This is a genomic window from Alloprevotella sp. oral taxon 473 str. F0040 (assembly GCF_000318095.2).
Lineage (GTDB): Bacteria > Bacteroidota > Bacteroidia > Bacteroidales > Bacteroidaceae > Alloprevotella.
This window is the reverse complement of the sequence record NZ_KB290702.1, coordinates 75,536-87,608: the sequence shown is the minus strand read 5'-3', so window position 1 is coordinate 87,608 and position 12,073 is coordinate 75,536. Positions and strand designations below refer to the sequence as shown.

General features: G+C 51.3%; 7 protein-coding genes and 1 tRNA gene. All 8 read right to left on the bottom strand.

The features are described from left to right. Positions 1–9: 9 nt before the first annotated feature. Complete coding sequence (locus tag HMPREF9999_RS00310; RefSeq protein ID WP_009436231.1) at positions 10–1,173, bottom strand: MFS transporter; 1,164 nt, start codon at positions 1,171–1,173, stop codon at positions 10–12. Positions 1,174–1,781: 608 nt separating this feature from the next. Continuing rightward, positions 1,782–3,734 carry a TonB-dependent receptor plug domain-containing protein gene (locus tag HMPREF9999_RS00305; RefSeq protein WP_009436229.1) on the bottom strand — a complete coding sequence of 651 codons (1,953 nt, stop codon included), beginning with the start codon at positions 3,732–3,734 and terminating at the stop codon, positions 1,782–1,784. Positions 3,735–3,749: 15 nt separating this feature from the next. Further along, on the bottom strand, positions 3,750–4,571 hold the full coding sequence (locus HMPREF9999_RS00300; RefSeq protein ID WP_009436228.1) for an HmuY family protein: 822 nt from the start codon (positions 4,569–4,571) through the stop codon (positions 3,750–3,752). Positions 4,572–4,575: 4 nt separating this feature from the next. After that, positions 4,576–5,136, bottom strand: a complete 561-nt coding sequence (locus HMPREF9999_RS00295) for a hypothetical protein (RefSeq protein WP_009436227.1) — start codon at positions 5,134–5,136, stop codon at positions 4,576–4,578. A 377-nt stretch (positions 5,137–5,513) separates the two neighbouring features. Then, complete coding sequence (locus HMPREF9999_RS10860; protein WP_009436225.1) at positions 5,514–6,332, bottom strand: DnaJ domain-containing protein; 819 nt, start codon at positions 6,330–6,332, stop codon at positions 5,514–5,516. 190 nt (positions 6,333–6,522) lie between these two features. After that, a tRNA-Gln gene (locus HMPREF9999_RS00285) sits at positions 6,523–6,594 on the bottom strand. A 310-nt stretch (positions 6,595–6,904) separates the two neighbouring features. Next, the gene (locus HMPREF9999_RS09770; protein WP_052316439.1) at positions 6,905–8,764 is read right to left on the bottom strand and encodes a glycoside hydrolase family 16 protein; all 1,860 of its coding nucleotides are present in this window, start codon (positions 8,762–8,764) and stop codon (positions 6,905–6,907) included. 126 nt (positions 8,765–8,890) lie between these two features. Further along, on the bottom strand, positions 8,891–12,028 hold the full coding sequence (locus HMPREF9999_RS00275) for a glycosyl hydrolase family 95 catalytic domain-containing protein (RefSeq protein ID WP_009436222.1): 3,138 nt from the start codon (positions 12,026–12,028) through the stop codon (positions 8,891–8,893). Positions 12,029–12,073 lie beyond the last annotated feature (45 nt).

The following is a 12,073-nucleotide window of genomic DNA, read 5'->3' as shown; positions in this document are numbered from 1 at the left end:
ATGTAATGATTATGCGCGCTGGGCTTTTATCGTAGGCAGGTAGAAGAAGAGGTAGCCCACGCCAACAGCCATCACGGCAATGGCTCCAATCTGGCCGATAGCATCGGAAGCAAAGCCCATGAGAAGGGGAAATATCGTGCCACCAAACAAGCCCATGATCATCAAACCCGACACTTCATTCTGCCTCTCGGGTTCAGACAATAGAGCTTGGGAGAATACGAGCGAGAAGATGTTAGAGTTGCCATATCCCACCAAAGCTATGGCCACATACAACACGAGTGTGGACTGTCCCCACCAAAGTCCCAGCATGGAAAGTGCCATCATCACGACCGAAATGCCGAAGAACAGACGGTGCGATAGGACACGCAGGAAGTAAGATCCCGTGAGACAACCTATGGTGCGGAAGATAAAATAGAGACTTGTGGCAAAGCCCGCTTCTTCCAGTCCGATGTTCAAACGCTCCATAAGGATTTTAGGGGCAGTTGTGTTGGTGCCCACATCAATACCTACGTGACACATGATGCCGATGAAGGAGAGTAGCACAATGGGATGTTTGAGCAGACTCAGACAAGCTCCTAAGCTGCTGGCACGCGCTGCGGGTTGTTCCTCAATGTGAGTGGAGCCGAGCAAGAAAATGGTGGCGATGGCGATAACCATATAGACTGGAAAGAGCACACGCCAGCCGAGTCCAAACGTAGGCATCGCAGCTTGTGCGCCCCACATGGCGATGTAGGGAGCCATAAATGAGGCAATGGCCTTGACAAATTGGCCAAAGGTGAGCGTAGAAGCCAGTTTGTCGCCTTGAATCATGCCTGCGATGAGCGGATTGAGGGAGGTTTGCATCAGCGCATTGCCTATGCCGAGCAGAGAGAAGGCAAGCAGCATGAGACCATAGCTTTCGCCGAAGATGGGCAAGGCGAGAGATACGGCCGTGACTAGGAGAGAGAGGAGCACAGTGCGCTTACGCCCTATCTTATTCATCAAGATTCCAGTGGGAACGGCAAAGATGAGAAACCAAAAAAAGACAAGGGAGGGGAAGACGTTGGCCTCAGTGTTGGTGAGGTGTAGGCTTGCCTTGACATAATTGGAGGCAATACCCACCAAATCTACGAATCCCATGGCAAAGAATGCCAGCATCACGGGAATGAGCGTGAGAGAAGATTGCTTGGGCATAAGGCTGATGGTTTACAGATAAGGTAGGGAGAAGAGGAAAAGATAGGTAGGCACCGAAACTACACAAGAGGGTCATGGTGGAAAATCGCTAGAGCAGCGTAAGGAAGTGATGAGGGCAACGGAGGTTTGTCGTTGCAGGGGGGCGCATCTTCCGACCGTAGAATAATCTAGGTCGGTGGCGCGAGGAAAGTTTCTGTGAGGGATGTTTGTGTAATTTCGATACTGCAAATGTACATGTTGGTAGAGATTGGTGAATAACACATTCGTTTCAAAGGATAACACAAATGGTTCATGTAATAAATGTGGCACTCTTTGAACGAAAATTACTATTTTCTGGCCTAAAAACAGCCTTAGCCTTGGCTCTCTGTTGCAAAAATGATACAACAAGGAAGCCAAGGCTAAGGCAAAAAGTGGGATAACTGCTCCAGATATGGGGGATTCTTCAGTAGGATTTTTGAATTATCCTAGCAGGGATTTAGCATAATGCGACGGCAGTCAAGTCTGAACTTTTCCAGATTCTGGGATAATGTTTGCAGGGACTCTGAACATGCGGCGGCAGTCAAGGCTGAACTTAGCACGATGCAAAGAGATTGATTAAAGGAGGAATGTTAGAATCGATAGGTCGCTCCTACTTGCACATCAATGCCGTCGGTGGTGGGCGCATTGTAAAAGTAGATGCGTGGGCGATAGTTCAAGACGTTGTCGGCTGCAAGCGACAATTGCCAGGCATGATTCAGAGAGAGCGTGGTGGCTAGTCGGAGCAGGGCGTAAGCAGGATAGTGAACATCGTGCATCGCGCCAGTGCTGGCGGTGTACTCCTCCGAGTGGATGCTCGACAGCCAGCGACCGCTAAGCTGGATGCCCCAAGCGTTGTCGATGCGCCACGGAAGATCGTAGGAGATTCTGGCTGTGATGGCGTGCGGGCGTGCTGGAAGATAGGGCGTGAGTGAGTTGCCTTGTTGCGCTTCCTCGTGAGTGAAGGCATAGTTGAGGCGCAGTCCGACTGTGCCTTTCCGAAGTGTCCAACTGTTTTGTGCCGAGAGTTGTGCCGAGAAGGCATGAAGTCGAGGTAGATTGATGTAATCTATGTAGGGTAGTCCCGAGCTAGCTTCGCGTTCTTGGCTAGGTGGTGCGGTGGTGATGCGTTGGCGCACGAGGTTGTAGCCGAAAGCAGCCGTGAGCAAGCAGTGATGTCGATGCCAATCGACCGAGGCATGGAAGTTGTCACTGCGTTCAGGACGGAGGTTTTCATTGCCCCGCAGCACAAAAAGTCCGTTGATGGGGTAGTGCATATAGAGCTCTTTGAGCGATGGAGCGCGAAATCCCTGCCCATATCCAGCGCGATAGGTGAATGCCCCTTGGCGATAGCGTGCCGACACTTTGGAGGTGAGGTGCTCGTGTTGGCCTTGGGAAAAGTGATCATAGCGCACTGCTCCCAAGATTTCCCAATGGGGAGAGAGTGTCCAGTCGGCTTGCACGAAAGCATCGGCCGAGTGTTGCACCCGTGATTGGCCTTCAAACTGATAGCTCATCAGATAGTCTCGCAGATAGTCTCCGCCTGCTGTGAGCGTGAAGCCATGGTCGGAGGGCAGGAGATGGGCGAAGTCGTGAGAAACAAGGGCGCGTGTGGTGTGTTGCACGTTGCTGTAGTCGCGGATGTCGAGGTGGCTGGCTTGAATGAGGTCAGATTTGTCGTACTGGTCAAAGTGGTAGGCCAGTTCCACGCGAGTTTGTGGCGACACACTCCATTCGGCTTTCACGCCTCCCACAAAGTCTCGATAGCGGTTGGCTAGAGTGGCGTCTTGTTCTTGCTCTCGGAAGAAATAGCCTGCGCGAGCCGAGAGTCGGAAGTTCGAGGTGGGCGACCAAATCCAGCGATCTTTCCATTGCCACACGCGATGTCCTGGCACACGATTGAGCGCGTAGGTGGTGAAGAGAGCCACATCGTCGGGATTGTGTAGGGCATAGCCCGACTGCGCTTGGTGCTGCATGTTGAAAAGATGGGTGAATCGTCCCAGATTGTGCCCGAGGTTCAAGTCGAGACGTCGGTTGTCGTGACGTCCCCATCGCACACTAGCCTCACTGTTGCGCGAGGATTTGAGACGTTGTCGTGTGATGATGTTTACCACTCCCCCAATGGCAGCACTTCCATACAGAGCCGAGGAGGCACCGCGTACGATTTCGATGCGCTCCACGTCCGAGAGATTGATGCGCGAGTAGTCCACATTGTCCATGGTCTCTCCAGCCATGCGCTCGCCGTTGACCAAGAAGAGCAACCCTTGTCCGCTAAATCCGCCAAAATTCAGGTTGATGTGTCCTGAAGGCGTGTAAGAAAACTCCACGTTGGGCAGTTCGTGCGTGAGGAGCTCTCGGAGATTCGTGGCATCACTTCGGAGAATGTCGTTGCGCCCGATGACGAAAGTCGGCACAGGGGTCTCAGCCCAGAGCTTGGGGGTGCGAGTGCCTGTCACCACGGCCGTAGAGAGCGTGGAGTCGGTGGGAGAGGTCTGCGGCACAGAAGCAGAAGTGAGGGCAAGAGCTATGAGAGAAGCAACTGACATATTAAAGTTTTTGAGCTAAAATGGCCAAATATAATCGACCGTGACAAAGCCTTTTTGTCCCGCAACATTGATGTGCGAGGGGAAATGTAGGGCAGCCACCGACCCATCTTGCAAGCGGAGCAGATAGACGAGGCCAGAGAGGGTGTAGCGAGGAGGAGGGTTCATCACGTTCATGTCCATCCAGGTGGAGAGCACAGGGTTCAGCTCTGCATGTTGATACCCGATGTAGTACTGATAAATCCCTGTGAGGTCATAGTAACTCTGATGAGTGGTCCACACATCGGGCGAGAAAGTCTGTGACAAAAGCGATTCGCGCGCTGCCCCTTCGCGAGGAAGTTCATCGAGAGAACGATATTGTGTGGCCATTGCTGCCCCATGGTTAGTTGCTACGTCGTAGTGATGAAAGGCAAACGACCAGTTTTTGGGACTAGGCATTGGGTCGGTCTTGATGATATTATCGGTGCGATAGGTAGACGGCCACGTGACATGCTGATAGCTGATGGCCGATTTCTCATCCCACTCTCCAGTGAGCTTTGAGGGAACCTCCATCTTTGCAGTAGTGCGGCTGGGCAGGTCGAGATACGTCCAGTGTTGATAACTCCCCACATCCACCAAGATACGTCCTCGATGCGTGGTAGCATCATAGGCTACGAATCCCATATTATGCTCCGATGAATCGGCAGAGGGATGATCGTAGATGCCATCAAAAAGCCCGTTGCAGGACGAAAAACTCAGTGCACTTCCCACGAGGAGAAGCACACTGAGGAGAAATCGTCCATGGCCACGAGTCGCGCATAGTCCACGATGGGACAATGCTTGTGCAAATGTGGCAAGCATGGGTTTAGCGTTGGCCAGTGTAGGTGTAGACGATGTCCATAGGCATGTGGCCAGGACGGAAGGTGGTGGTGAGATTGAGCTTACCGTTCTTCAATGTGCCTTGAGTCTTCACCTTGGTCTTGTATTCAGTGAAAGGAACATTCGCAGCAGTTTGGTTGCCCATTACCATGCGGAGCTTCATCGTTACTTCTTCTTCGCCAGAGAGTTGGAGTGTACCATCAGCAAGTTTCGTAGACTTCACGTTGCGAAGTTGGTATTGTTGCTGGCCAATGTGCTTGTAGGGTGCACCTTCGGGGAGATCAGTTTCGTAACCAGAGATGGTGAGGAGAGGTTGGTAGGACTTGAGTGTGAGGACAACGACCTTTTGTCCTTTCACTGTAGCCAGTTTGATGGCCTTTGGTCCTACACCTGCAGCAATGTCAAGGTTGGCGGTGAAAGTGCCGTCCTCTTCTCCACCGAGAACTACTTCTTGTTTTTCGTCATCTTCGCATGCAACGAAAGAGAAAGCTGTGCCTACAAGGGCAGTAGCCATGAATGCCATGGCAAAAATTGACTTGATGTTCATTGTGTTTCTATATATAGAGATGAAAAATCATGGAGGTGTATTGCTGGCTGTTGGGAGGTTTTCTAGAGGGGATGCCCAAAGCCGAGCCTGATGTCTACACTTTGTCCGAAAGATGGGGGCAAAGTTACAAACTTCTTGGCTTCAATGCAATACTTATTTATGAGGATTCTAGAAATTAGACGTTAGAAGTTAGACTTTAGACGTTTGAGGGGCGAATGTCGTCGTGCTTAATATCTTAGATAAGACTTTATGATTGCGCTATGGGTAGCAAGGATTTCATGCCCTACTCTCTAATGTCTACTTTCAGACGTCTAACTGCTAACGTCTAAAGTCTAATCTCTAAGGTCTAAAGTCAAACATCTAACGTCCAACTTCTATCACTTCAGGCCACGCGCTTTGTAGATTCTGTCTTTAGCTTCGCCAATTTCCTGAAACTTACGCTCTGCTGCCTTGCGAACATCCTCTCCAAGCGAAGCCACACGGTCAGGGTGGTGCTGAAGAGCCAGACGTTTGTAGGCGTGCTTCACTTCTTCGTCTGTGGCATTAGGGGAAATCTCCAATACGGCATAGGCCGATTCGAGAGAATCCTCGCCCATGTGGAGCAAACTTTCAAATTGATTGGCGGTAAGTCCCAAGAGTTGTGCCACATAGCGCACGGCTTCCACTTCGATTTCAATCACTTTGCCGTCAGCACGAGCGATGTCGATGAGGAAATCTACGAGTTGCAGACAACCTTCTAGCGTCATTTGGTTGCGGATGAACACACAACTCTGTTGGACGAGTTGGTTGTAGGCTTCCTGCCCTTGTTGGTCGCGGAGTTCACGTTGGTGCTGGAAGAGTTGTTGCAGCAAAGCTTCCCCCTCGCGCAACCCACGTTCGCCAAAGTTGTTGCGAAGAAAGGTGCGCACGTGTTCCATTTCGCTGTGCATAATGCGCCCATCTGCATCAACCACATAGGCAGTAAGCACCATGAGCGAGGAGAAAAAGTCGTGAGGAGCAAGATAGTCGCGTTCGCGAAACACCTGGGAGTAGGCGTTGCCTGGGTCTATGATGTAGGGGCGTGGTTTACTTCCAGAAAACATGCGCAAGGAGCGACTGAAGAAATAGCCTAAGGCAGCTCCGAAAACCGCGAAGTAGAGGTTGCCTCCTGAGATGATGAAGCCCAAAAGGCCGCCAATGATGAGACCGTAATTCATACTTATAGTGTAAATTGTTGCGTTAGTTGTATTTGTGTTGAGCTATTGACAAACTCCATTGTGGGACAATGCCTGCTAATCGCGGGACGGTGCGTTGTCCTGCAAGGAGAGAACTGGCTGTATATTCCAAAAAATGCGGCAATAAGACGAGTCTCATTGCCGCATTTCAACTGAAAAATTATGAAAGTAGTTGGGGTACCCGGACTCGAACCAGGAAAGGCAGGACCAGAATCTGCAGTGTTGCCAATTACACCATACCCCAAACATTGTAGGCGCAACCGAGATGCCCTCTCGATTACGCCTGCAAATTTACTGACTTCTCCGAGACTGACAAAGGTTTCTCGGAATTTTTCTATAAAAAACTCGGACTTTGTCCAAAATATCTCGGAGTTTTTTGGGAAACTCTCCGACTTTTTTGAGAATGTCTCGGAGATGTTTTTACAACTCTCTGAGTGTTTCTCTCTCGGCTAAGAGAATCCTGTTTTTCCATAGGAAGCGATGCTCAAAGTCTAGGGAGAGCTTTGTCGGCATCTCTGCCGCAATGTGTGGTGAGCGGGCAGAGAAGGGAGTGGTTATCGTGTGGAGAGAATAGCCTTTTTGCCTTCTGCACTAACGACTACTCCGTGAGCTGAAGAAGAGTTCTGGACACGTCGACCGCTGAGATCGTGCCAGCGAGAGGCTGTGTTGTCGGCATATCCTTCGGCATTTTGCGAGGGGGCGAGGGGAGAAAGCTCATTGCGCTCGATGCCCGTGAGCAAGGGATTCTGTTCCACGGTTTGATACACACGCACCCAGTCGAAGCGGGTTTCGTAGACAAAGTTAGGGTCGGGAGCAGAAGCCCAACTTCCATCGCCTACACTCTGATTAAGAATCAGATAGAAAGGCTTGGTGTAGGGCCATTGTCCGTTGGCCAAAGCATTGCTGTCTTTACTCTTGGGTGCACTTCCCACGAATTCGCCATCCACATACCATGAAATGAGGGTGGGTGTCCACTCTACAGCGAAAGTGTGGTAGCGACTGTAGTCGATGTTGCGACCTTGCACTGCAGAGGTGGGGTCTCCCTTGTGCTTGAGAGTGAAGGTCCAGTGAGAGTGTAGGGTGTGGTAGGAAATACTCTCCATGTTGATTTGCTCCCAAATGTCGATTTCTCCAGCGTTAGGCCAACCTGCGCTGCCGTCTTGTGGCATCATCCAAAATGCGGGGAAGTTACCTGAGTGAGGTTTTGTGAAGAGACGTGCTTCGGCACGGCCATATAGGAAGGAAAACTTGCCTTCGCTCTTGATTCCGCCTGAGATGAATTCCTTGGGTTCTGTGCCTTTGAGGCGTTGAGGCGTGGCCATGGCGCGGCAAACCAACTCACCATCGCGGAGGTAAACTACAGCGGTGTCATTAGAACAAAAGCGGCTCCACGTAGCGCCCCGGCGTGGTGTGCGCGACCATACCTTTGTGTTGGGCTCGCTGTGGTCTTCGCCCTCAAACTCATCGGAGAAGATGGGGAGGTATTTGGAGTTTTTAGTGGCTTGGTAGTGAGCGATAACTCGCACTTTGCCGTTCATCATCTCCGCAGGCAGGGTCACGAGGCCTTTTTCGTTGGGCTTAAGAGGCTGTTCTTTCCATTGGATTTCACCATTGATAGTTTGTTGGGCATAGGGGTTCTTGCCATATCTCACCGCCAACTGCGAGGGTTCGTAGGTGTTCTCCACAGGCACGATGCGGAGCGTGAGAGTTTTTCCGCGTTGAGGCTGGATGGGGAGGGCACCGCGTTCGGCATAGATGTTGGCGTGTCTGGTGTCGAGATAGAGTGCCATTGGGGGAAATGCGGTGGCATGTACGTGGAGGGTGAAGTCGGCTATCGCACCTCCGTTGGTGACGATGCCATTTTTGCCCGTGACTGTGCCGTCTTCGCCTTTCGCACCTGCGGGATCGACGTTGTCCCAGTCCACTTTTACGCGCATACGATACTGCCCTTCGGCAAGATCCTTCGCCAACTGGAAGGTGGGAGGTTGGAGAGAGTTGCCTGCACCTGCAGCTCCGTTGGCAATGCTTTGCCCAAGGGAGTTCTTCCCCTTGCTGTAGGAATAGCTGAGAAGTTCGTCTGCTGCAAACTTTCCGTCTTTGTTGAGATCGACATAGACGTAGGAGTGCATCCAGGGAGTCGCACCGGTCTGATAGTCAAGACTGATTTTCACGACATCGCCAGGGAGAGCTGTGAAAGAGTTTGCCGTCAAATCGTTGTAGACAAGACGAGTACCCACTGCGTGTGACTGGTGGCCATCGGAGGATTGCAGACTGACGTTGCGGAGTTGGCGACCATTGTAAGTGATGGTCTGAGTTTTGTCGAAATTCACCGCATATTGGTCTGTGGTCTCCGCCGAGGCTGTGAGCGAACTTGCGGCCAAGGCGAGGAGGAGTGGGGAGTAGTGGAAAAGCATAGGCTTGATTGTTATCTTTATTTTACAGAGAAAGACAAATGCTCCGAGGCTCGGAGATGATGACATCTTGGAACACTCGGAGCATGAAAGGGGACAACTTGCCACGTGGGTGGCGAAATGTAGAGGTTATCGAATCACCTTTTGTCCATCTACCACGAAGATGCCGTGGCTATTGGCTGAGGCGTGACGACCGTCGAGGCTGAACACTTGTTTTTTTTTAGCATCCTTTTTGGCCACGACTCCGATGCCTGTGGGCACAGCTGGAGCTGAGAAATCGATGGTCACGGTGGCTCCTGCTGGAACGTCCATGATTTGATCGCCTACCAAGGCTTTGATCTCGAAGGTGGGGTGCTTCTTATCTTTGGTTTCTACGGGAATCACCTTGGCTCCAAGGCCATTGACGAGGACTTTCACCAAGGTGAGGTCGAACTTATAGGGATCGATCTCCTGACCTGGCTTTTGCGTGTTGCCAGAAACCTTGACTCGCATGGGCTGACCTTTGTGACTCACAATCTTCACTTCGGAGGGAAGGAGGTTTTTCCACGCCACATCGACTGTGAAGTTGCCCACGGCTTTCAGACCAGTGATACTTCCATTCTTCCAAGCACGAGGAAGCGCGGGGAGAAGTTCGATGACGTCGTTTTGACTTTGGAGGAGCATCTCTGCTATTCCCGCACATACGCCAAAGTTGCCGTCGATCTGGAAAGGCGCGTGGGAGTCATAGAGATTATAATAGATACCTCCGCGATATTGGTCGGTGTTGTAGGCCGTGGAGTGCTTGAGGGCATTGTTGAGAATACGGCGAGCGTGGTCACCATCTTTGGCGCGCGCCCAGAGATTCACCTTCCAGCCCATGGACCAACCGGTAGCTTCATCACCACGAAGGGCGAGAGCATTGACCGCAGGTTGGAAGTAATCGTCGCCACGCTCCACTTGGTTGAGGGGATAGAGGCACATGAGGTGGCTCATGTGGCGGTGTCCCTTGTCGCCTGACACGCTATATGAAGCGTACTTCCATTCTTTGAGGAGCTTAGTGCCTTTGTTGATACCGAGATTCGTGGCCCAGTTGCCCCAATCTCCCTTATACTCTTCGATATGTAGGCCCTTGTCGGTCTTTTCTACGTATTTTTTGAGCTGTGCTACGTCAGCAGCGGAGAGACCTAGGCTTTCTGCACCCAAAATGTTGATGGCCTCTTGGGCGATTTGGAGATTGGCGGTGATCAACTGCTGTGCGTGTGCCGTGCCGTCTTCTGTGGGGTGATTGTCTTGTTCAGGAGAGTATTCGTTGGGAGCAACAAAAGTACCGTCTTTTTTCACTTTGTCTTGAATCATACGCTCCATCCAGAACTGCGCACTCTGCCAAATGGCAGGAAATGCCTTGCGGAGGAAGGCTTCATCGCGGGTAAAGCGATAGTGATCCCAAAGGTGGGTGCAATACCAAGCATTTACTTCCTTGTAGTTTGTTCGGAATTGGCTCATACCTCCGAAGATGTTGCTCTCGGTGAAGACAGTCCAGCCCACTTTCTGCCCATCTTGTCCCCAACGAGCGGCATTTTGCCAACCCTTCTCCTTGTAGTTGTCGAGAATATAGTTGAGGAAGGGGAGGTGGCAGTCGGAGAGGTTTGTCGTTTCTGCGGGCCAGTAGTTCATCTGCACGTTGATGTTCGTGTGGATGTCGGAGTTCCAAGGCGCATTGGCCTTATCGTTCCAGATACCCTGCAGATTGGAGGGAACATTGATCGCACCACGGCTGGAAGAAATCATGAGGTAGCGACCATAGTTGAAGTAGAGTTGTTCGAGGAAGAGCCCTTCCTTAGAGTCTCTGTTGCGAGTGTTGGTGTTGTAAAATCCGATGAGTGACTCCGTATGTTTGCGAGAAACTGCATCGTCAAGGTTAAGTTTCACACGTCCCATGTAGCTTTCAAAGTCGGCTACATGAGCACTCTCTAGTTCCGCCCAAGATTTGGCAGCCGCCTTGGTCACGATATCTTGTACTTTGGTAGCCATTGTGGTGGCATCGCCTGAAGAGCGCGAAGGAACATTGCTGTCGAAAGTAGAAGCAGCGGAGAAAATCACCTTGACTTCCGTGGCATCTTTCACTTCTATGCCTTCCTTTGTCACTGTCATCGTACCTCCAGTGGGCACAACCTTCATACGTGCGTTATAATATACCGTGGGGAGCTTGCCTGCAAAGAAGGCTTCTCCGTTTTTGTCGTAGCTGGGGTCGGAAGCATTGATTTCTTCTCCTGCTACCAAGGCAAAGCGAAGGTGAAGTTTGTTGTCACCCGTGGCCTTGTAGTGGGCAGCCACCACGTCATCGGGGGCAGAAGAAAAGTAGCGACGTTCGTATTTAGTGCCTTGGCTGTCGGAGAAATCTACACCACCAATGCCGCGTTCGATGTCGAGGAATCGAGAATAGCCGTTGGCCTTCTTCGTAGTCTTGTCGAAGTTGCCGCTAAGGTCGTGGACGAAGATACCACCGAGGTTACGATATCCTCCATAGTGTCCCATGTCAGTGGGCGTACCTGTCCAGATGGTCTTCTCATTCAGTTGGATTTGATCCACCTGAATTCCGCCGAAAAGGCTGGCACCGAGATGACCATTGCCCAAGGGGAGGGAATACTCCATCCATGGATTGCTTACCCCCATCGCAGGTTTGGTGTACCAAAGTGTGAGGGGACGTTCGGGGCGGAAGGAGTTGTTGCCTTTATATGCGTATTCGTTTTTCGTAAACTTGTCGCGATAGGCCGAATAAGTGGGAGTAGGCACATCTTCGGGTAAGGGGAAGTAGAGCGAATTGTTGGCATCTGCATTTTCCCAGAAGCCAATTTGTTTGCCCACTCCTGTTCCGCCATGAGGATTGAAGGAATTCTTTTGGTCGTCCACGCGTGAAATCACATAATACCCTTCACCAAACACGGGGCTATTGAGCAAGGTGAGTTGCAGGGCTTGCGTAGCTTCCTTCACGCTGGTCAAGCGATCTCCTTGGAATCCTATGTAGTTACCATTCTTACTACGGAGCACGAAGTGCTGACGTGTGCCGATGAGGGCAAAGAGTTGTGCCGAAGCATCATTGCCATAGTCGGTAGAAATTTTAGCATTAACGCCTTTGTCCACAAGTTCCACGCTACCATTTTTGAAGCGAATGTGGTAATAGGAAGCCGCATCGAGCTTATCTTGTGCCGTAAAAGTGGGCACTGGGCTTTGGGCCATCGCGCTAGAACCAGTGGCTGCTAGTGCAAGGAGGGAAAGTATCTTGTTCATTGCTGTGATGTATCTTGGAAAAGAGGCATCGGAATACGCGATGTA

Excerpts from the sequence above, each read along its gene's own strand:
- HMPREF9999_RS00310 (WP_009436231.1), bottom strand. The coding sequence starts at position 1,173 with ATGCCCAAGCAATCTTCTCTCACGCTCATTCCCGTGATGCTGGCATTC.
- HMPREF9999_RS00305 (WP_009436229.1), bottom strand. The coding sequence starts at position 3,734 with ATGTCAGTTGCTTCTCTCATAGCTCTTGCCCTCACTTCTGCTTCTGTG.
- HMPREF9999_RS00300 (WP_009436228.1), bottom strand. The coding sequence starts at position 4,571 with ATGCTTGCCACATTTGCACAAGCATTGTCCCATCGTGGACTATGCGCG.
- HMPREF9999_RS00295 (WP_009436227.1), bottom strand. The coding sequence starts at position 5,136 with ATGAACATCAAGTCAATTTTTGCCATGGCATTCATGGCTACTGCCCTT.
- HMPREF9999_RS10860 (WP_009436225.1), bottom strand. The coding sequence starts at position 6,332 with ATGAATTACGGTCTCATCATTGGCGGCCTTTTGGGCTTCATCATCTCA.
- HMPREF9999_RS09770 (WP_052316439.1), bottom strand. The coding sequence starts at position 8,764 with ATGCTTTTCCACTACTCCCCACTCCTCCTCGCCTTGGCCGCAAGTTCG.
- HMPREF9999_RS00275 (WP_009436222.1), bottom strand. The coding sequence starts at position 12,028 with ATGAACAAGATACTTTCCCTCCTTGCACTAGCAGCCACTGGTTCTAGC.